Origin of the sequence: Streptomyces sp. DSM 40868, assembly GCF_011820545.1 — a bacterium.
Lineage (GTDB): Bacteria > Actinomycetota > Actinomycetes > Streptomycetales > Streptomycetaceae > Streptomyces > Streptomyces eurythermus.
The window spans coordinates 5,298,530-5,317,811 of record NZ_CP050504.1; the positions used below are offsets into that span (position 1 = coordinate 5,298,530).

The following is a 19,282-nucleotide window of genomic DNA, read 5'->3' on the forward strand; positions in this document are numbered from 1 at the left end:
ACCTCCCCGACTGCGCGAGATGCGCTGGTGGGACATCGATCCGGTCCTGGAGCTGGAGCGGGACCTGTTCCCCGAGGACGCCTGGTCCCGCGGGATGTTCTGGTCCGAGCTGGCCCACGCCCGGGGCCACGGGTCCACCCGGTGCTATCTCGTCGCCGAGTCCGCCGACGGCCGGATCGTCGGGTACGGGGGCCTGGCCGCGGCCGGTGACGTGGCCGACGTCCAGACCATCGCCGTCGCCCGCGACCACCAGGGCACCGGCCTCGGCGCCCGCCTGCTGGCGGAACTGCTGCGCGCGGCGACCGCGTTCGAGTGCCCCGACGTGATGCTCGAGTGCCGGGTCGACAACGTCCGCGCCCAGAAGCTCTACGAACGCTTCGGCTTCGTCCCCGTCGGTTTCCGGCGCGGCTACTACCAGCCCGGCAACGTGGACGCCCTGGTGATGCGCCTGACCACGGGATCCGACAGCGGCACCGCCGCCGGGTCCGACCCAGTACAAGGAACCGAGATCAATGACTGACGAACCTCTCGTCCTCGGCATCGAGACCTCCTGCGACGAGACCGGCGTCGGCATCGTCCGCGGCACCACCCTGCTGGCGGACGCCGTCGCCTCCAGCGTCGACGAGCACGCCCGCTTCGGCGGTGTCGTACCGGAGGTGGCGTCCCGGGCCCACCTGGAGGCGATGGTCCCCACCATCGACCGCGCGCTGAAGGAGGCGGGGGTCAGCGCCAAGGACCTGGACGGCATCGCGGTCACCGCGGGCCCCGGCCTCGCGGGCGCCCTGCTCGTCGGGGTCTCGGCGGCCAAGGCGTACGCCTACGCCCTCGGCAAGCCCCTGTACGGCGTCAACCACCTCGCCTCGCACATCTGCGTGGACCAGCTGGAGCACGGCCCGCTGCCCGAGCCGACGATGGCCCTGCTGGTCTCCGGCGGCCACTCCTCGCTGCTGCTGTCCACGGACATCACCTCCGACGTGCGGCCGATGGGCGCGACCATCGACGACGCGGCCGGCGAGGCCTTCGACAAGATCGCCCGCGTGCTGAACCTGGGCTTCCCCGGCGGTCCCGTCATCGACCGCTACGCCAAGGAGGGCGACCCGGACGCCATCGCCTTCCCGCGCGGCCTGACCGGCCCCCGCGACCCGGCGTACGACTTCTCCTTCTCCGGCCTGAAGACCGCCGTGGCCCGGTGGATCGAGGCCAGGCGCGCGGCCGGCGAGGAGGTCCCGGTCCGTGACGTCGCCGCCTCCTTCCAGGAGGCCGTGGTCGACGTGCTGACCCGCAAGGCCGTCCGCGCCTGCAAGGACGAGGGCGTGGACCACCTGATGATCGGCGGCGGTGTCGCGGCCAACTCCCGGCTGCGCGCCCTCGCCCAGGAGCGCTGCGAGGCGGCCGGCATCCGGCTGCGCGTGCCGCGCCCCAAGCTGTGCACGGACAACGGCGCGATGGTGGCCGCGCTGGGCGCCGAGATGGTCGCCCGCAACCGGGCCGCCTCCAGCTGGGACCTGTCGGCCGACTCCTCCCTGCCGGTGACCGACCCGCACGTCCCCGGGCACGGTCATGACCACGACCATGTGCACGAGGTCAGCAAGGAGAACCTGTACTCGTGACCGTCGCACTGATGTGGGAGGCGCGGGCCGTCGAGGGGCGGGGCGCCGACCTGCTCGCCTGGGCCCGCGCCCAGCGCCTGGCCGGGGAGCCGCTGCGCCGCGAGACCTTCCGCGCGCCGCAGGACCGGGTGCTCGTCGTCACCTGGTGGGACGCGCCGTACGACGCCCCGCTCCCGGAGCTGCCCGAGCCGGACCCGGAGCTGGTGACGCGGGCCGTGCACCGGTGGCGGTTCGAAGCGGTGGCGGACGACTGACGCCAGGGGGCGCGTGGAGCTGTTGAGGCTCCTGTGACTGGAGTTGCGGAGGCACCCCCTTCCTGCGCTATGATCATCACACAGCGAACGGCCGGAACACCGGCCCGGAGCCAGTGCGTTGGTGGTCCAAGGAAAGACGCCCCGCTTCCTGCGGGGAGATGCAGGTGCAAGGCCTGCCCGGCGCTCCACTCGACACCCCGCCCCCGGGACACCGGAGGCGGGGTGTTCGCGTTGTGCCCGAGGTGCACGGAGAGCGAAAGTTTCGGACGTTTTTCGGACTCGTTTCCGAAACTTTCGAAGCGTTATACGGTGCACGGTTCTTCGTCGTACGCTTCCGCGCCGCTACGATCACTGCTATGAAGCCTCCGAAGCCCGCAGCAGCACAGACGGCGACGCTCGCCGAGATCGCCCGGGAGGCCGGGGTCTCCGCCCCGACTGTTTCGAAGGTCCTCAACGGCCGTGCCGACGTCGCCCCGGCGACGCGCACCCGGGTCGAGGAGCTGCTGCGCGCCTACGGCTACCGGCGCCGGCGTGCCGAGGCGTCCCGCTCGCCGCTGCTCGACCTCGTCTTCCACGAACTGGAGAGCGCCTGGGCGCTGGAGGTCATCCGGGGCGTGGAGAATGTGGCCAGGGACGCCGGGCTGAGCGTGGTGCTGTCCGAGTCGGCCGGCCGGCTCACCCCCGGCCGCACCTGGGCCGACCAGGTCGCCGCCCGCCGCCCGCACGGCGTGGTGCTGGTGCTCTCGGACCTCGACGAGTCCCAGCGGGCCCTGCTGACCAGCCGTTCCGTCCCGTTCGTGGTGATGGACCCGGCCGGCGACCCGGGCCCGGACGTGCCCTCCATCGGCGCCACCAACTGGCAGGGCGGGCTCGCCGCCACCCGGCACCTGGTGGAACTCGGCCACACCCGGATCGGCGCCATCAGCGGCCCGTCCCGCATGATGGGCAGCCGTGCCCGGATGGACGGCTACCGGGCGGCGCTGGAGACGGCCGGACTGCCCGTGGACCCCTCCCTGGTGCTGACCGGCGACTTCCACCACGACGCCGGATACCGCCTGGGACTGCAGCTGCTGCGCCGCCCGGACCGGCCCACCGCCGTCTTCGCGGGCAACGACCTCCAGGCCCTCGGCCTGTACGAGGCCGCCCGCGAACTCGGGCTGCGCATACCGGACGACCTCAGCGTGGTCGGCTTCGACGATCTGCCGGTGGCCCGCTGGGTGGGCCCGCCGCTGACCACCGTGCGGCAGCCGCTGACCGAGATGGCCGAGGCCGCGGCGCGGCTGGTGCTCGAGCTGGGGCGGGCCGAGGACGAGCGGGCGACGACCCGGGTCGAGCTGGCCACGAGCCTGGTGGTGCGCTCCAGCACCGCCGCTCCCGCGCCGGCCGCCGGATGAGAATTCCACAAGAAAACCGGCTTACGCCGAAAGCGCTAACATCCCGTTCATCATTCGGACTTATGTTCCTGTCGTGACGCGACACGAGGAGCAGGGCGACGCGGGCAGACGGACGGGCCGGCGGTCCGGGGCACTGAGGATCGCCGGCCTGACCCTGGCGGGCACCCTGGTGCTGGCCGTGGCGGCGGCGGGCTGGGCGTACTGGCATCTGAACCACAACATCACCAGCGTCGACATCGACAGCGCGCTCGGCGACGACCGGCCCGCCCGCGCGATGCTCACCCCGGCCCCGACCGCCCCCGCGGACGCCTCCCCGGTGCCCACCGGCTCGCTGAACATCCTGGTCCTCGGCTCGGACTCGCGCAGCGGCGCGGCCAACCGGGAACTGGGCGGCGGGGACAGCGAGGGCGCCCGGTCCGACACGGCGATGGTCGTGCACCTCGACGCGGGCCGGACGACGGCCACCGTGGTCAGCATCCCGCGCGACACGCTCGTCACCCGCCCGTCCTGCCCGCTCGACTCGGGCCGCACCTCGGCACCGGCGTACGGCGTGATGTTCAACAGCGCCTATGCGGTGGGCGGTCCGGTGTGCGCGGTGAAGACCGTGGAGACCCTCACCGGCGTCCGCATGGACCACTACCTCGAGATCGACTTCTCCGGCTTCGCCCGGCTGGTCGACGCGCTCGGCGGGGTGGACGTCACCACCGGCCAGGACATCGACGACGACCAGAGCCACCTGCACCTCACGGCCGGCACCCACCACCTCGACGGCACCCGGGCCCTGGCCCTCGCCCGCACCCGGCACGGCATAGGCGACGGCAGCGACCTGGGCCGCATAGGGCTTCAGCAGACGCTGGTGAAGGCCCTGCTGGAGCAGGTCTCCGACGCCGGACTGCTGACCGACCCGGCCCGGCTGTACCGGGTCGCCGACGCCGCCACCGCCGGCCTGACCACCGACACCGGACTGGACTCCCTGGGCGAGCTGATGAGTCTCGGCCGGAGCCTGGAGGGCCTGACCGCCGACCGGGTGACGACGGTGACGATGCCGGTCGTCACGGCCCCCTCCGACCCCAACCGGGTGATCCCCGAGGAACCCCGGGCGAGCGAACTCTGGGCGTCCCTGCGCTGAGATTCCGGGGGATTCGGGGCTTTCGCGGCGGCGGACAAAAATTTCCCCGGATTTTTTCGGGGCGCGTGTCGATCCGGGCGTCTCCCGTTCGACGTACAGGTGAGCGGCGGGGAACGGCCCCGCCGCCCGACCGAGGGAGACACCATGCCCCGCTACCTGTCGCTCGTGCGCATCGACGAGTCCACCGCGCCCGCCGGGGGCCCCAGCCCGGAGCTGATGCGGCGGATGGGCGAGCTGATCGAGGAGATGACCAAGGCCGGCGTCCTGCTCGACACCTCCGGGCTCACCCCGGCCGCGCAGGCCGTCCGGGTGGCCTGGGACGGCGAGCGGACCTCCGTGACCGACGGGCCGTTCGCCGAGTCCAAGGAGGTCGTCGGCGGCTACGCGTTCATGCAGTGCAAGGACCGCGCCGAGGCCCTGGAATGGACCCGGCGCTTCCTGAGCATCCACGGCCCGGAGTGGAACCTCGCCTGCGAGCTGCGGGAGATCGTCGAGTACTGAGTACTGAGTCGAGTACTGAGTACTGAGCCATTTGGCCGAAGATCACACACGGTGTTGCATGTGGGCTGTGGAACCACAGCCCACGGCAGACCGGCCGACCCCCGCCCAGGCCATCGAGACCGTTTTCCGGCTTCAGGCGCCGCGAGTGATCGCCGGCGTCACGCGGATCGTGCGGGACGTCGGGATCGCCGAGGAACTGGCGCAGGACGCGCTGGTCGCCGCGCTGGAGCAGTGGCCCCGGGACGGGGTGCCCGACAACCCCGGCGCCTGGCTGACGGCCACCGCCCGGCGCCGCGCCGTCGACCTGGTCCGGCGCCGCGAGGTCTACGCCCGCAAACTTGCCGAGATCGGCCGGGACCTGGAGACCACCGCGCCGCCCGAGGAGACCGCCGACCCCGACGGCATCGACGACGACCTGCTCCGGCTGGTCTTCACCGCCTGCCACCCGGTGCTGCCCCCGCAGGCCCGCACCGCGCTCACGCTGCGCCTGCTCGGCGGACTGACCACGGCCGAGATCGCCCGCGCCTTCCTGGTGCCGGAGCCGACGGTCGCCCAGCGGATCGTGCGCGCCAAACGCACCCTGGCGGCGAAGAACGTCGCCTTCGAGGTGCCGTACGGGCCCGACCGCGAGGCCCGCCTCGGCTCCGTCCTGGACGTCGTCTACCTGATCTTCAACGAGGGGTACGCGGCCACCGCCGGCGACGACTGGCTGCGCCCCGGCCTGTGCGAGGACGCCCTGCGGCTGGCCCGGGTGCTGTCCGGGCTGATGCCCGGGGAGCCCGAGGTGCACGGTCTGACCGCGCTGCTGGAGTTCCAGGCGTCCCGCACCCCCGCCCGCACCGCCCCCGACGGCACTCCGGTGCTGTTGAAGGACCAGGACCGGAGCCGCTGGAACCGCATGCTCATCGCGCGCGGGACGCACGCCCTGGAGCGCGCCGGAGCCACCGCGGCGGGACCGCCGGGACCGTACGCCCTCCAGGCGGCCATCGCCGCCTGCCACGCGCGCGCGTACACCTACGAGGAGACCGACTGGCGGGCCATCGCCACCCTCTACGGCCTGCTGGCCGCCCGCGCGCCCTCCCCGGTGGTCGAGCTGAACCGCGCGGTCGCCGTGTCGATGGCCGAAGGCCCGCAGCGGGGGCTGGAGCTGGTGGACGCCCTGGCCGCCGGGCCCGCACTGCGCGACTACCACCTGCTGCCCAGCGTCCGCGGCGACCTGCTGTCCCGGCTCGGACGCGCCGCCGAGGCCCGCGAGGAGTTCCTCCGGGCGGCGGAGCTGACCCGCAACGAACGGGAACGCGCGCTGCTGCTGCGCCGGGCCGATCAGGCCAGCGGCTGACCGATCAGCATCGTCGGCGCCCCCGCCACCCGGGTGAGGAAGACGGTGGCCGCGTTCGGCCCCTGCGGCCGTACCTTGCGGCGCAGCTCCTCCGGCTCGACGGCCGAGCCGCGCTTCTTCACGGTCAGCGTGCCGACCCCGCGCTCGCGCAGCAGGGCCTTGAGCCGCTTGACGTTGAAGGGCAACTGGTCGGTGATCTCGTAGCCGGTGGCGTACGGCGTGGGCCGGAGCTCGTCGGCGGTGACGTAGGCGATGGTCGCGTCCAGCAGTCCGCCGCCGACCTCCTCGGCCACCTCCGCGACCAGGTGCGCGCGGATGACCGCGCCGTCCGGCTCGTACAGGTACCGCCCCACCGGCCGCACCGCCGGGTCGGGCAGCCCCCGGCCGAGCAGCGTGCGCGGTCCCGGCAGCAGGGTGGCCCGTACGGCGCCCGGCGCCCCGGTGCCGAACCACAGCACGGCCTCCTTCACGTCCCCGCCGTCCGAGATCCACTCGGCCTCGGCCTCGGGCGGAACGATGTCGTGCGGGATGCCGGGGGCGATCTTCAGCGCCGCGCGGGGCGCCCGGCGGGCCGTCTCCACCGCCCAGGACAGCGGCGGCGAGTACGCCTCCGGGTCGAACACCCGGCCGCGCCCGCCGCGCCGGGCCGGGTCCACGAACACCGCGTCGTACCCGGCGGTCTCCACCTCCGTCACATCGGCCTCGCGCACCTCGATCAGCTCCGTCAGGCCCAGCGCCTCGGCGTTGGCGCGGGCCGCCGCCGCGGTCAGCGGGTCGCGGTCCACGGCCAGCACCCGGATCCCGGCCCGCGCCAGCGCGATGGCGTCCCCGCCGATGCCGCAGCACAGGTCGGCCACCGAGGTCACGCCCAGCTCTGTCAGCCGCCGCGCCCGGTACGCCGCCACGCTCGACCGGGTGGACTGCTCGACCCCGTTCGGGGTGAAGAACATCCGGCCGGCGTCCTCGGCCCCGAACTTCGCCACCGCCCGCTGCCGCAGCCGGGCCTGGCCCAGCGCGGCCGAGACCAGTTCGGCGGGGTGGTCGCGGCGCAGCCGGGTGGCCACCGCCAGTTCCCGCGCGGGCTCGGTGTCGCGCACCTCGTCGAGGAGGGCGCGGCCTTCGGGGGTGAGGAGCAGAGCGAGGTCGTTCACCGGCTCATTGTGGGCCAGTCGGTGGATGGTGCGCCCGCGGCGGCGGTGTCGGCCCGGGGCGCGGGCCGGGGCCTGGGAGGATCCGGCACCATGCGAGCAGTAGTACAAAATGACAAAAGTCGGGCATGGATCGCGAAGGCGGATGGCAGAAGCCGGGCGCGGGCCGCGAAGACGGCCGCGGCCACCACCGCCCTCGCACTGGCCGCCCTCCTGACCGGCTGCGCCGGCGACCCCGCCCCGGCCCCGGCCCAGGGCGGCCCCGCCCGCCCCCTGGACCCCCGCGCCCGCCAGGCCGCCGAACACGCCCGGCTGGCCGCCGCCGCCCGGCGCTGGGGACTGGAGCGGGCCCCGCTCACCCCTCCGGCCCCGCCCGCCGAGAAACCCCGGATCACCCCCCGGGACGGCTTCGAGGTGGACGGCCAGGAGGAGGAGAACCTTCCCCCGGTCTTCACCACCGTCCCCACCCGGCAGAAGGTCGTCTTCCTCACCATCGACGACGGCGCCGAGAAGGACCCGGCCTTCCTGCGCATGATGAGCGAGCTGAAGGTGCCGTACACCGCGTTCCTCAGCAACTACGTCATCGAGGACGACTACGGCTACTTCCGCCGGATGCAGGCCCAGGGCGTCACCCTGAACAACCACACCCTCACCCACCCCTACCTGCCCGGCCTGTCCTACGAGGAGCAGCGCGACGAGATCTGCGGCATGCAGACCGTCATGAAGAAGCAGTTCGGCAAGGCGCCCACCGTCTTCCGGCCGCCGTACGGCAACTACAACGGCGACACCCTGCGCGCCGCCAAGGAGTGCGGCATCAAGTACGCCCCGATCTGGGACGAGGAGGTCTTCGTCGACCACTGGGAGTACCGCGACTGGGACCGCCGGCTGCACCCCGGCGACATCGTCCTCACCCACTTCCGCGGCCGGGACGACTGGAACGGCACGATGGTGGACGACATGCGGCGCTTCCTGGACAAGGTCACCCGCGAGGGCTACGCCGTCGCCCGCCTGGAGGACTACCTGTGAGGCGCCTGCGGGGCCCCGCCGCGGTCCTCGCCTCGGCCCTGCTCCTGACGGGCTGCGCCCAGTCCGTCGACCCCATCGAACGCCTCGGCAAGAAGGCCGCCGAAGGGGTGCGCCCGCACGCCACCGCCCCCGGCCGGGACTACCGGCACTGGGGGCTGCCCCGCCCGCTCGCCCGCCCCCCGGCCCACCCGGCCCGCCCGCTGTCCCGCTCCCCGGCCCGGCCGCTCGCCGGACACCCGGCGGCCCCCGCCCCGCCCCCGGTGATCGACCACGTCCCCACCCGCGACCCGGTCGTCTTCCTCACCTACGACGACGGCGCCGAACGCGACCCCCGCTTCGTCGACATGGTCCGCGAACTGCGCCTGCCGGTCACCCTGTTCCTCACCGACTCCATCGCCGCCCCCGGCTACCGCCACTTCGCCCGCCTGCGCGCGCTCGGCGCCGGCATCGGGAACCACACCCTCGACCACCGGGCCCCGGCCGGGCTGCCGTACGCCGGCCAGCGCGCCGAGATCTGCGGCCAGCAGGACCGCCTCCGCGCCCGCCTGGGCGTCCGCCCCCGCCTGTTCCGCCCGCCGTACGGCTCCTACGACCCCGCCACCCTGCGCGCCGCGGCCGACTGCGGCATCTCCGCGGTCGTACTGTGGCGCACCGCCCTCACCCCGGCCGGCCTCACCCGCCGCCTCGCCCCCGGCGACATCGTCCTCGTGGACCCCGACGAGTCGACGGAGCTGCCCCTGCGCGAGCGCACGGCACGGGTCCTCAGGGCGGCCCAGGAACGGGGGCTGACCGTGGCCCGCCTGGAGGACTACCTCTAGGCCCTGTCGCCGGGAGGGCCGGCTCCTCGGGCCCGCCGGTCAACGCCAGGACGGCCGATTCACCGCCGACGCGCCGCACGGCATTGGCACTCCGCTTGACCGAGTGCTAACCCCGGTCATAGTCTCGGGTCTGGCACTCCGCAGGTGAGAGTGCCAACAAACGCGACGGGCAGGTCCGGCACCCGCGACGACGGATCGACCTGGTCGCCACCTCAGACAGTTAACCCCGTGAGATCTCCGAAGGGGGAGGTCGGATCGTGACGACCGCCAGCTCCAAGGTTGCCATCAAGCCGCTCGAGGACCGCATCGTGGTCCAGCCGCTGGACGCCGAGCAGACCACGGCCTCTGGCCTGGTCATCCCGGACACCGCGAAGGAGAAGCCCCAGGAGGGCGCCGTCCTCGCCGTGGGCCCGGGCCGGTTCGAGAACGGCGAGCGCCTTCCGCTCGACGTCAAGGTCGGCGACGTCGTCCTCTACAGCAAGTACGGCGGCACCGAGGTGAAGTACAACGGCGACGAGTACCTCGTCCTCTCGGCTCGCGACGTGCTCGCGATCATCGAGAAGTAATCACCTCAAGCGACTCTCTGCTTGAAGCTGCGCCCCTGGCCCCCGCGAATCGATAAGAAGCCGGGCGCCCGGGGCGCGGCGTTTTTCACCCACAGATTTCCGAGAGGGCTCCCGCTGCCATGGCGAAGATCCTGAAGTTCGACGAGGACGCCCGTCGCGCCCTTGAGCGCGGCGTCAACAAGCTTGCCGACACGGTCAAGGTGACGATCGGCCCCCGCGGCCGCAACGTCGTCATCGACAAGAAGTTCGGCGCCCCGACCATCACCAACGACGGTGTCACGATCGCCCGCGAGGTCGAGATCGAGGACCCGTACGAGAACCTCGGCGCCCAGCTGGTGAAGGAGGTGGCGACCAAGACCAACGACATCGCTGGTGACGGCACCACCACCGCCACCGTGCTCGCCCAGGCGCTGGTCCGCGAGGGCCTGAAGAACGTCGCCGCCGGTGCCTCCCCGGCCGCCCTGAAGAAGGGCATCGACGCCGCCGTCAAGGCCGTCTCCGAGGACCTGCTCGCCACCGCGCGCCCGATCGACGAGAAGTCCGACATCGCCGCCGTCGCCGCGCTGTCCGCCCAGGACCAGCAGGTCGGCGAGCTGATCGCCGAGGCGATGGACAAGGTCGGCAAGGACGGTGTCATCACCGTCGAGGAGTCCAACACCTTCGGTCTGGAGCTGGACTTCACCGAGGGCATGGCCTTCGACAAGGGCTACCTGTCGCCGTACTTCGTGACGGACCAGGAGCGCATGGAGGCCGTCCTGGAGGACCCGTACATCCTCATCAACCAGGGCAAGATCTCCGCCATCGCGGACCTCCTGCCGCTGCTGGAGAAGGTCATCCAGGCCGGCTCCTCCAAGCCGCTGCTGATCATCGCCGAGGACGTCGAGGGCGAGGCCCTGTCGACCCTGGTCGTCAACAAGATCCGCGGCACCTTCAACGCCGTCGCGGTGAAGGCCCCCGGCTTCGGCGACCGCCGCAAGGCGATGCTCCAGGACATGGCCGTCCTCACCGGCGCCACCGTCATCTCCGAGGAGGTCGGTCTCAAGATCGACCAGGTCGGCCTCGACGTGCTCGGCTCCGCCCGCCGCGTCACCGTCACCAAGGACGACACCACGATCGTCGACGGCGCCGGCAAGTCCGAGGACGTGCAGGGCCGCGTCGCCCAGATCAAGGCCGAGATCGAGAACACCGACTCCGACTGGGACCGCGAGAAGCTCCAGGAGCGCCTCGCGAAGCTGGCCGGCGGCGTGTGCGTGATCAAGGTCGGCGCCGCCACCGAGGTGGAGCTGAAGGAGAAGAAGCACCGTCTGGAGGACGCCATCTCCGCGACCCGCGCCGCGGTCGAGGAGGGCATCGTCTCCGGTGGTGGCTCCGCTCTGGTCCACGCCTCCAAGGTCCTCGAGGGCAACCTCGACAAGACCGGCGACGAGGCCACCGGTGTCGCCGTGGTCCGCAACGCCGTGGTCGAGCCGCTGCGCTGGATCGGCGAGAACGCCGGCCAGGAGGGCTACGTCATCGTGTCCAAGGTCAAGGACCTGGACAAGGGCCAGGGCTACAACGCCGCCACCGGCGAGTACGGCGACCTGATCAAGGCCGGCGTCATCGACCCGGTCAAGGTCACCCGCTCCGCCCTGGAGAACGCCGCCTCCATCGCCTCCCTGCTGCTCACGACCGAGACCCTGGTCGTCGAGAAGAAGGAAGAGGAAGAGCCGGCCGCCGCGGGCCACAGCCACGGCCACGCCCACTGAGGCCGCAACCCGTGAGTGAAGGCCCGGTACCCGCCGAGGGTGCCGGGCCTTCGCCCTGTCCGCCTACCGCTCCAGCTCGTCCAGCGCCCCCAGCTGCTGCATCAGGCCCAGCTGGTCGTGCTGCCACCACAGCTCGGTGATCTTTCCGGTGGGGCCGAACCGGAACAGGGTCATCCCGGTCATGGCGACCTGCCGGCCGGTGGGTGTGATCCCCAGGAAGTCGCCCCGGTGCGTGCCGCGCCAGGACCAGCGGGCGCAGGCCCGGTCGCCCTCGGCGAGCACGTCCTCGACCGTGAACGCGAAGTCGAAGGCGCCGCGCCACATCCGGAACTCGGCGCGCGCGTTGTCCAGCCCGATGGTGTCCTGCGGATTCATCGGATCCCGGCTGTGGACGTCCTCGTCCAGCAGGTCGTTCAGCGGCGGCAGCTCGCCCGCCGTGCCCAGTGCCCGGAAGAACCGGCGCACGGCACGCTCCGCCGGCCGCTCGTCCCGTACGACGTCCAGACCGGTGAACGTCGGCCGCTCCTCGCACAGCTCGGCCAGCTCCCGGACGATCCGCTCCGCCTCCGGGAGGCCGGTGTCCCGCCGCGCCTCCTCGTACGAGGGGTACTCCACGACCTCCACCACGTGCGACGCGTCCGAGCGGTCCCGGCCCACCACCGCGTGCGTCGCCGTCCGTCTGCCGTGGGTCCGCTGGAGCCACTCGTCCATCAGCCGGTTCATCTCGTCCAGCCGGCTCGTCCTGCACTCGATGAGCTGTACGAAGGTCATGACGCCGCCTCCGGCCCCCCTGGCCCGGTAACCGTCCCGCCCATTTTCCCACCGGGACGGCGGCGCCACCCGCGCGCCGGTCAGCCCGTCACCGCGGCCCGTACTTGCGCCCCGTACGGGAGCTGATCCCGCCCAGCAGCCCGCGCGGCGTGACCTTCACCAGCCCCATCAGCGCCTTGTACCGGGGATCCGGGATGGACACCGTCCTGCCCCGGGCCAGGTCGGCCAGGGCCGCCGCCACCAGCTTGTCGGCGTCCAGCCACAGCCAGCCGGGGATGTTGTCCGTGCCCATCCCGGCCCGCTGGTGGAACTCGGTGCGCACGAACCCCGGACACAGCGCCATCAGCCGGACCCCGCTGCCCGCCAGGTCCCGCGCCGCGCCCTGGGTGAACTGCACGACCCAAGCCTTCGACGCGCCGTAGGTGCCGCGCGGCACGAAGGCGGCCACCGAGGCGACGTTCACCACCCCGCCCCGGCCGCGCTCGCGCATCGCCCCGGCCGCCGCCGAGGTCAGCCGCAGCACCGCCTCGCAGTGCACCTTCAGCATCCGCAGCTCGTCCGCCATCGAGACGTCCAGATAGCGGCCCTTGTTGCCGAAGCCGGCGTTGTTGATCAGCAGGTCGACCGGGTTCTTCCGGTCGCCGAGCCGGGCGGCCACCGCCTCGATGCCCTCGTCCAGGGAGAGATCGGCGGGCAGCACCTCCACCTCGACGCCGTGCCGGTCGTGCAGTTCCGTCGCCTGCTCGCGCAGCCGCCCGGTGTCCCGGGCCACCAGCACCAGGTCCTGCCCGTCCGCCGCCAGCCGCCGCGCGAACGCGGCACCGATCCCCGCGGTCGATCCCGTAATCAGAGCCGTTGTCATGGCCCAAGCGTAGTGACCCGGACCGACAGCCTCCGCTGACCGCGCGAGGCCGTCCCGCGCCGGCCGACGGCCGGTCAGGCCTGCTGCCCCGCCACGTACTTCCGGGCCTGCGCCAGGGTCTCCGAGTGCAGCGCCTCGCCCGCCGCGAGCAGCCGGGGCAGCAGCTCGCGCTCGGTGGTGACCGCGCGGAACTGCATCGCCGCCGTCACCCCGTGGTCCGGCCGGTACAGGATCTCCACCGGGTCGCCCGAGCGGATCTCACCCGGCTCGATCACCCGGAGGTAGGCACCCGTCGCGGCCTTCCGGGTGAACCTCTTGACCCAGCCGCGTTCGCCCATGTGGCCCTGGAACGTGGCGCACGGGATGCGGCCCGCGGTCACCTCCAGCACCACCTGCGGGCCGATCCGCCAGCGCTCGCCGATCAGCGCCCCGGAGACGTCCAGACCGTCCGTCGTCAGGTTCTCGCCGAAGCAGCCGTTGGCCAGGGGCCGGCCCAGTTCCCGTTCCCACGCGTCGAGGTCCTCGCGGGCGTACGCGTACACCGCCTGGTCGTCCCCGCCGTGATGGCGCGTGTCGCACACCGCGTCCCCGGCCAGCCCACTCGCGCCGACCCCCTTCGGACCGGGCGCCGCCACCCGCACCGGCCCCTCGGCGGGCTGCTTGTCGATGCCGGTCACACCGTCCGGCTGGCTCGTGTAGGGCACCGGCCGCGGACGGCCCACATTGACGGAAAGAAGCTTCATCCCAGCACGCTAAGCGATCGAGGCCCAAAGCGGCGACGCGTTATCGGGCGCACCGCCCAAAGGCTGCCTTATGCTCGAAAGGTGATCGAGGCTCGTCATCTCCGCGTCCTGCGCGCCGTCGCCACCACCGGCTCCTTCTCGGCGGCCGGGCGCGAACTGGGCTGCACCCAGCCCGCCGTCAGCCAGCAGATGAAGGCCCTGGAGGCATCGGTCGGCACCCCGCTGCTGGTCCGCAACGGACGCGAGATGCGCCTCACCCAGGCCGGCGAGGCCCTCGTCCGGCACGCCTCCGGGATCCTCGCCGGGCTCACCGCTGCCGAGGAGGAGGTCGCCGCCATCGCCGGGCTGCGCGCGGGCCGGGTCCGGCTGGTCTCCTTCCCCAGCGGCAGCTCCACGCTGGTCCCGACGGCCCTGGCCGCCCTGCGCGCCGCCCACCCCGGCACCCGGGTCTCGCTGGAGGAGGCCGAGCCGCCGAAGTCCGTGACCCTGCTGCGGGAGGGCGACTGCGACCTCGCCCTGGCCTTCCGCTACGAGGGCGCCGCGGTCGCCGAGGACTGGGACGACCTCGTGGTACGCCCCCTGCTGACGGACCGCCTGGTCGCCCTGGTGCCCGAACGGCACCGGCTCGCGCGCGCGGAGAGTGTCGCCATCGGCGAGCTGGCCCAGGAACCGTGGATCGCGGGCTGCCCGCGCTGCCGCGGCCAGCTGGTCGAGGTGTGCGAGGGGGCCGGGTTCACCCCGCGCATCGACTTCGCCACCGACGACTATCCCGCCGTGGTCGGGCTGGTCGGCGCGAGTCTCGGGGTCGCCGTGCTGCCCCGGCTGGCCGTGGAGTCGGTACGGCCGCGAGGCGTGCGCGCGGTGCGGCTGGAACCGGCGGTACGACGCGAGATCGTCGCCCTGACCCTGCCCGACCTGGCCCAGGTGCCGGCCGTGGCGGCGACGCTGGAGCAACTGGCCCGGGCGGCCGGGCGGATGTAGCGGCGGCCGGGCGCGTACGGCGGTCTGGGCGCGCGGAGGGGCACGGCGCCGTCGGCACGGGCGCGCGCCCCTGCGCGGGACGGGGGGACGCACCCGGTCGGCGAACCCTGCCTAAAGAAACGTTCCTTCAGTGATCCTGAGCGGTGTCCCCGCTGGTGGTGGAGGCCGTCACCAGCCGGTTGCGCGCCCGCCCCATCAACTCCTCGCGCTCGTCCTCGGTCAGGCCGCCCCAGACGCCGTACGGCTCGCGCACCGCCAGCGCGTGCGCCGCGCACTCCGCGCGGACCGGGCACCTCATGCAGACCTCTTTGGCCGAGTTCTCGCGAGCGCTCCGAGCCGCCCCGCGCTCGCCCTCCGGGTGGAAGAAGAGCGAGCTGTCCACGCCGCGGCAGGCAGCCAGCAGCTGCCAGTCCCACAGGTCCGCGTTCGGTCCGGGAAGGCGGGAGAAATCTGCCATTACGTGACCCCTTGTCGCCGATCTGGGCGGGTACGGTGCCAACGACCGTACATCTCCGGTCTAAGGAGATGAAAATATGACTCATTGCGAATCTAGCCCCGGACACTGCGAAACGGGAAGAAAAGGGGCCAAATGGGTCATAGGTTGTGATGAAAAGTTGAGAGTCCGACGAGCATGTCTGCACCGTGTCCGTCCCCTCACATAGAGTGCCGAAGACGGCACGCGGGCCCGTAACTCTTTCGAGTGACCGTCGTTGAGAGTGCGGAGGCGGTTGAAAGAACAAGCGCTCGGGCAGGCGTCCGAGACGGTCGACCGCACAGGTGACGATTCCGTACCAGCCTGGAGGCTCAAGGTGACGCGCATCAGCTGCGGAGGGCGGTCATGACATCCGTCCTCGTCTGCGACGACTCCCCGCTTGCCCGAGAAGCGCTCCGCCGCGCGGTCGCGACCGTGCCCGGTGTCGAGCGTGTGACGACGGCGGCCAACGGCGAGGAAGTCCTCCGCCGCTGGGGCGCCGACCGCTCCGACCTCATCCTGATGGACGTGCGCATGCCCGGTCTGGGCGGTGTCGAGACCGTGCGCCGGCTGCTCTCCGCCGACCCGGGCGCGCGCATCATCATGCTCACCGTTGCCGAGGACCTGGACGGCGTGGCCCTCGCGGTCGCCGCCGGCGCCCGTGGCTACCTGCACAAGGACGCCTCGCGCGCGGAGCTGCGGGCCACCGTGACCCAGGCGCTCGCCGACCCGACCTGGCGGCTCGCCCCGCGCCGGCTGCGCTCGGCGGAGATGGGCGCGGCGCCCACGCTCACCGCGCGCGAGATCCAGGTCCTGGAAGGCATGAGCCACGGCCGCTCCAACGCCGAGATCGGCCGCGAGCTGTTCCTCTCCGAGGACACGGTCAAGACGCACGCCCGCCGGCTGTTCAAGAAACTGGGCGCCTCCGACCGCGCCCACGCGGTGGCCCTCGGGTTCCGCTGGGGCCTGGTCCGCTGACCCGCCGGGGCCGGCGCTCCGGGTGACGGGCCGGGGCCGACGCCCGGGTGGCGGGCCGGGGCCCGGCCACCCCGGCCGGGGCGGCGGCCCGGGCTGCCCGTCCGTCGTGCGGGTCGCGGGTATGCGCGGCCGGGGCGTCCGAGCGGGTCGCGCCCTGCGGGGCTCCGGTCGGGTCAGGCCCGGACCCGCATGGTCCTGTTTCGGCGCCCGGCCAGCCGGCCTGCCGTCGCCGCACCGGTGGCGGCCGTGTCCGAGTTCACGCCGGTGCACGACCCCGCCGTACGGATCGCCGCCGTACGTGCCGTCGTTCACCCCGGCGGGCGGGCGCGCGTTCCGGCGCGCGGCGCCCAAAGGTGGTGCTCCGGCGCAGGTGGGCGCCCCCGGTGCGGGGTGTGCGGCCGATCGGCGTACGCTCTGCCGGGCCCACGGAAGGGCGCGCGCAAGGCGGCCCGCCGGACGCGCGATGCTCGTTTCGGCGCGGATGCCGCATCCTTGAGATGTGGAGTCTCTCGGGGACGAGTCGGTCGAGCGGAAGGGGAGGGCGCAGGGGATGAGTGCCGGCGCACCTGCTCATAACGCTTCGGTGCACAACCACGAGCACGATGCGACGGACCGCGCGGCCACAGGGCACCATGGACCGATGCGCGACGACGAGGCGGGCACGGCCCCTGGGGCGATCGGTGCGCTCGTGCACCGTGCCGTCGACGGGGACGCGCAGGCCACGCACGACCTGCTGGCCCGGGTGCATCCGCTGGCGCTGCGCTACTGCCGTACGCGGCTGTCCCGGCTCCCCGGCGACGCCCGTCACTTCGTGGAGGACCTCGCCCAGGAGGTCTGCGTCGCCGTCCTGCTCGCGCTGCCGCGCTACCGCGACACCGGCCGGCCCTTCGAGGCGTTCGTCTTCGCCATCGCCTCCCACAAGGTCGCCGACCTCCAGCGCGCCGCCATGCGGCACCCGGGGTCGACGGCGGTGCCGTCCGACGAGATGCCCGAGCGGCCCGACGACTCCCTCGGCCCGGAGGAGCGCGCCCTGCTCAGCAGCGATGCCGAGTGGGCCAAGAAACTGCTGGCCAACCTCCCGGAGAACCAGCGGGAACTGCTTCTGTTGCGCATCGCCGTGGGCTTGACCGCGGAGGAGACCGGGCAGATGTTGGGAATGTCACCCGGGGCGGTCCGCGTGGCCCAGCACCGGGCGCTGAGCCGTCTCAGGGCGCTCGCCGAGCAGTAATCCCCCTGGACGGAGCCGCCGTAGCTCCGTCCCCGCGTATGCGCACCGACGGTTTCGTACGAAGATACGAAGCCTGAAGCGAGCCGTTACCGTGGAATTTGCTAGCGATGCTTCCCGTTAGCATGGACATCCGCACCGATCAAGGCCATTTGGGGAAGGTGTCATGACTGCCAACGTCGACGGAGTGCCCGGTAAATTCGCGACACTCGGGCTGACCTACGACGACGTGCTGTTGCTGCCGGGCCCGTCGGACATGGCGCCCGACGAGATCGACACCACCTCGTACGTCTCCCGCAATGTGCGGGTCAACATCCCGCTGCTGTCCGCCGCCATGGACAAGGTGACCGAGTCCCGCATGGCGATCGCGATGGCCCGCCAGGGCGGTGTCGGCGTCCTGCACCGCAACCTCTCCATCGAGGACCAGGCCAACCAGGTCGACCTGGTGAAGCGCTCCGAGTCCGGCATGGTGACCGACCCGATCACCATCCACCCGGAGGCCACGCTCGCCGAGGCCGACGCGCTGTGCGCCAAGTTCCGCATCAGCGGTGTCCCGGTGACCGACGGCGACAAGCGGCTCCTCGGCATCGTCACCAACCGTGACATGGCCTTCGAGAGCGACCGCAGCCGCCGCGTGCACGAGGTCATGACCCCGATGCCGCTGGTCACCGGCAAGGTCGGCATCTCCGGCCCGGAGGCCATGGAGCTGCTGCGCAAGCACAAGATCGAGAAGCTGCCGCTGGTCGACGACGAGGGCATCCTCAAGGGCCTGATCACCGTCAAGGACTTCGTCAAGGCGGAGCAGTACCCGAACGCCGCCAAGGACGCCGAGGGCCGTCTGCTGGTCGGCGCGGCGGTCGGTGTGGCCGGTGACGCCTTCGAGCGCGCCCAGGCCCTGATCGAGGCCGGTGTCGACTTCATCGTCGTGGACACCGCGCACGGCCACTCCCGGCTGGTCGGCGACATGATCGCCAAGATCAAGTCGAACTCCTCCGGCGTCGACGTCATCGGCGGCAACGTCGCCACCCGCGACGGCGCCCAGGCCCTGGTCGACGCGGGCGCCGACGGCATCAAGGTCGGTGTCGGTCCCGGCTCCATCTGCACCACCCGCGTCGTCGCCGGCGTCGGCGTGCCGCAGGTCACCGCGATCTACGAGGCCGCGCTCGCCGCCAAGGACGCCGGTGTCCCGGTGATCGGTGACGGCGGTCTGCAGTACTCCGGCGACATCGCCAAGGCCCTGGTCGCGGGCGCCGACACGGTGATGCTCGGCTCGCTGCTCGCGGGCTGCGAGGAGTCCCCGGGCGAGCTGCTGTTCATCAACGGCAAGCAGTTCAAGTCGTACCGCGGCATGGGCTCCCTCGGCGCCATGCAGTCCCGTGGCGACCGCCGCTCCTTCTCCAAGGACCGCTACTTCCAGGAGGGCGTCGCCTCCGACGAGCAGCTGATCCCCGAGGGCATCGAGGGCCAGGTGCCCTACCGGGGCCCGCTGTCCTCCGTCGTCCACCAGCTGGTCGGCGGCCTGCGCCAGTCGATGTTCTACGTCGGCGGCAGGACCGTGCCCGAGCTGCAGGCCAACGGCCGGTTCGTCCGGATCACGTCGGCGGGCCTGAAGGAGAGCCACCCCCACGACATCCAGATGACGGTCGAGGCACCGAACTACAGCGGCAAGAAGTGACGCGCGCACACGCGTGAGGCTCTTCGAGGGCGGCTCCGGACGGCT

20 protein-coding genes are annotated in these 19,282 nt (G+C 72.5%); 15 read left to right on the top strand and 5 right to left on the bottom strand.

Annotated features, from left to right (window positions below; genetic code table 11):
• Positions 1–19 precede the first annotated feature (19 nt).
• The 7 genes from rimI to HB370_RS24360 all read left to right on the top strand — a co-directional run bounded on the left by rimI (position 20) and on the right by HB370_RS24360 (position 6,227).
• Positions 20–520 (top strand): ribosomal protein S18-alanine N-acetyltransferase, encoded by a 501-nt coding sequence (gene rimI, locus HB370_RS24330; protein WP_030778571.1) that lies wholly within the window; start codon positions 20–22, stop codon positions 518–520.
• Positions 513–1,610, top strand: a complete 1,098-nt coding sequence (gene tsaD / locus HB370_RS24335; RefSeq protein ID WP_030778573.1) for a tRNA (adenosine(37)-N6)-threonylcarbamoyltransferase complex transferase subunit TsaD — start codon at positions 513–515, stop codon at positions 1,608–1,610. The genes rimI and tsaD overlap by 8 nt, the downstream gene beginning before the upstream one ends.
• On the top strand, positions 1,607–1,864 hold the full coding sequence (locus tag HB370_RS24340; RefSeq protein WP_030778576.1) for a hypothetical protein: 258 nt from the start codon (positions 1,607–1,609) through the stop codon (positions 1,862–1,864). Before tsaD ends, HB370_RS24340 begins: the two co-directional genes overlap by 4 nt.
• A gap of 356 nt (positions 1,865–2,220) precedes the next feature.
• A complete protein-coding gene (locus HB370_RS24345; RefSeq protein ID WP_030778578.1) occupies positions 2,221–3,258 on the top strand; it encodes a LacI family DNA-binding transcriptional regulator in 1,038 nt (345 codons plus the stop codon).
• Between the two features lie 73 nt (positions 3,259–3,331).
• A complete protein-coding gene (locus HB370_RS24350; RefSeq protein ID WP_030778580.1) occupies positions 3,332–4,387 on the top strand; it encodes an LCP family protein in 1,056 nt (351 codons plus the stop codon).
• A gap of 144 nt (positions 4,388–4,531) precedes the next feature.
• Complete coding sequence (locus tag HB370_RS24355; RefSeq protein ID WP_030778582.1) at positions 4,532–4,888, top strand: YciI family protein; 357 nt, start codon at positions 4,532–4,534, stop codon at positions 4,886–4,888.
• 58 nt (positions 4,889–4,946) lie between these two features.
• Complete coding sequence (locus HB370_RS24360) at positions 4,947–6,227, top strand: RNA polymerase sigma factor (RefSeq protein ID WP_030778584.1); 1,281 nt, start codon at positions 4,947–4,949, stop codon at positions 6,225–6,227.
• On the opposite strand, the gene HB370_RS24365 is transcribed toward HB370_RS24360, so the two are convergent.
• On the bottom strand, positions 6,212–7,378 hold the full coding sequence (locus HB370_RS24365) for a methyltransferase domain-containing protein (RefSeq protein WP_030778586.1): 1,167 nt from the start codon (positions 7,376–7,378) through the stop codon (positions 6,212–6,214). The two genes, HB370_RS24360 and HB370_RS24365, sit on opposite strands and share 16 nt — an antisense overlap.
• Positions 7,379–7,468: 90 nt before the next feature.
• Between HB370_RS24365 and HB370_RS24370 the strand changes: the two genes are divergently transcribed.
• From HB370_RS24370 to groL, 4 genes are all read left to right on the top strand, one after another.
• Positions 7,469–8,401, top strand: a complete 933-nt coding sequence (locus tag HB370_RS24370; protein ID WP_030778588.1) for a polysaccharide deacetylase family protein — start codon at positions 7,469–7,471, stop codon at positions 8,399–8,401.
• Positions 8,398–9,219: a polysaccharide deacetylase family protein gene (locus tag HB370_RS24375; protein WP_167513017.1), complete on the top strand. Its 822-nt coding sequence runs from the start codon at positions 8,398–8,400 to the stop codon at positions 9,217–9,219. The genes HB370_RS24370 and HB370_RS24375 overlap by 4 nt, the downstream gene beginning before the upstream one ends.
• 257 nt (positions 9,220–9,476) lie before the next feature.
• Positions 9,477–9,785, top strand: coding sequence for a co-chaperone GroES (groES, locus tag HB370_RS24380; protein WP_004955293.1), 309 nt, complete (start codon positions 9,477–9,479; stop codon positions 9,783–9,785).
• 119 nt (positions 9,786–9,904) lie between these two features.
• Positions 9,905–11,530, top strand: coding sequence for a chaperonin GroEL (gene groL / locus HB370_RS24385; protein WP_030794365.1), 1,626 nt, complete (start codon positions 9,905–9,907; stop codon positions 11,528–11,530).
• Positions 11,531–11,593: 63 nt separating this feature from the next.
• On the opposite strand, the gene HB370_RS24390 is transcribed toward groL, so the two are convergent.
• The 3 genes from HB370_RS24390 to HB370_RS24400 form a co-directional block, all read right to left on the bottom strand.
• Positions 11,594–12,301 (bottom strand): ester cyclase, encoded by a 708-nt coding sequence (locus HB370_RS24390; protein WP_030794368.1) that lies wholly within the window; start codon positions 12,299–12,301, stop codon positions 11,594–11,596.
• An 88-nt stretch (positions 12,302–12,389) separates the two neighbouring features.
• Complete coding sequence (locus HB370_RS24395) at positions 12,390–13,163, bottom strand: SDR family oxidoreductase (RefSeq protein ID WP_030794371.1); 774 nt, start codon at positions 13,161–13,163, stop codon at positions 12,390–12,392.
• Positions 13,164–13,237: 74 nt separating this feature from the next.
• Complete coding sequence (locus tag HB370_RS24400; protein WP_030794374.1) at positions 13,238–13,906, bottom strand: MOSC domain-containing protein; 669 nt, start codon at positions 13,904–13,906, stop codon at positions 13,238–13,240.
• Between the two features lie 81 nt (positions 13,907–13,987).
• Between HB370_RS24400 and HB370_RS24405 the strand changes: the two genes are divergently transcribed.
• Positions 13,988–14,887: a LysR family transcriptional regulator gene (locus HB370_RS24405; RefSeq protein ID WP_030794377.1), complete on the top strand. Its 900-nt coding sequence runs from the start codon at positions 13,988–13,990 to the stop codon at positions 14,885–14,887.
• 127 nt (positions 14,888–15,014) lie between these two features.
• Here HB370_RS24405 and HB370_RS24410 read toward each other — a convergent pair whose 3' ends face one another.
• The gene (locus HB370_RS24410) at positions 15,015–15,344 is read right to left on the bottom strand and encodes a WhiB family transcriptional regulator (RefSeq protein WP_030794380.1); all 330 of its coding nucleotides are present in this window, start codon (positions 15,342–15,344) and stop codon (positions 15,015–15,017) included.
• Between the two features lie 381 nt (positions 15,345–15,725).
• Between HB370_RS24410 and HB370_RS24415 the strand changes: the two genes are divergently transcribed.
• The 3 genes from HB370_RS24415 (at position 15,726) to guaB (ending at position 19,237) form a co-directional block, all read left to right on the top strand.
• The gene (locus HB370_RS24415; RefSeq protein ID WP_003948568.1) at positions 15,726–16,337 is read left to right on the top strand and encodes a response regulator transcription factor; all 612 of its coding nucleotides are present in this window, start codon (positions 15,726–15,728) and stop codon (positions 16,335–16,337) included.
• Positions 16,338–16,977: 640 nt separating this feature from the next.
• Entirely contained in the window at positions 16,978–17,565 is a 588-nt protein-coding gene (locus HB370_RS24420; RefSeq protein ID WP_030794382.1) for a sigma-70 family RNA polymerase sigma factor, read from the top strand.
• Positions 17,566–17,728: 163 nt separating this feature from the next.
• The gene (gene guaB, locus HB370_RS24425) at positions 17,729–19,237 is read left to right on the top strand and encodes an IMP dehydrogenase (protein WP_030601055.1); all 1,509 of its coding nucleotides are present in this window, start codon (positions 17,729–17,731) and stop codon (positions 19,235–19,237) included.
• Positions 19,238–19,282: the final 45 nt, after the last annotated feature.

Coding starts and splice junctions, on each gene's coding strand:
- rimI (WP_030778571.1), top strand. CDS start 20: ATGCGCTGGTGGGACATCGATCCGGTCCTGGAGCTGGAGCGGGACCTG.
- tsaD (WP_030778573.1), top strand. CDS start 513: ATGACTGACGAACCTCTCGTCCTCGGCATCGAGACCTCCTGCGACGAG.
- HB370_RS24345 (WP_030778578.1), top strand. CDS start 2,221: ATGAAGCCTCCGAAGCCCGCAGCAGCACAGACGGCGACGCTCGCCGAG.
- HB370_RS24355 (WP_030778582.1), top strand. CDS start 4,532: ATGCCCCGCTACCTGTCGCTCGTGCGCATCGACGAGTCCACCGCGCCC.
- HB370_RS24360 (WP_030778584.1), top strand. CDS start 4,947: ATGTGGGCTGTGGAACCACAGCCCACGGCAGACCGGCCGACCCCCGCC.
- HB370_RS24370 (WP_030778588.1), top strand. CDS start 7,469: ATGCGAGCAGTAGTACAAAATGACAAAAGTCGGGCATGGATCGCGAAG.
- groL (WP_030794365.1), top strand. CDS start 9,905: ATGGCGAAGATCCTGAAGTTCGACGAGGACGCCCGTCGCGCCCTTGAG.
- HB370_RS24390 (WP_030794368.1), bottom strand. CDS start 12,301: ATGACCTTCGTACAGCTCATCGAGTGCAGGACGAGCCGGCTGGACGAG.
- HB370_RS24395 (WP_030794371.1), bottom strand. CDS start 13,163: ATGACAACGGCTCTGATTACGGGATCGACCGCGGGGATCGGTGCCGCG.
- HB370_RS24400 (WP_030794374.1), bottom strand. CDS start 13,906: ATGAAGCTTCTTTCCGTCAATGTGGGCCGTCCGCGGCCGGTGCCCTAC.
- HB370_RS24410 (WP_030794380.1), bottom strand. CDS start 15,344: ATGGCAGATTTCTCCCGCCTTCCCGGACCGAACGCGGACCTGTGGGAC.
- HB370_RS24415 (WP_003948568.1), top strand. CDS start 15,726: ATGACATCCGTCCTCGTCTGCGACGACTCCCCGCTTGCCCGAGAAGCG.
- HB370_RS24420 (WP_030794382.1), top strand. CDS start 16,978: ATGCGCGACGACGAGGCGGGCACGGCCCCTGGGGCGATCGGTGCGCTC.
- guaB (WP_030601055.1), top strand. CDS start 17,729: ATGACTGCCAACGTCGACGGAGTGCCCGGTAAATTCGCGACACTCGGG.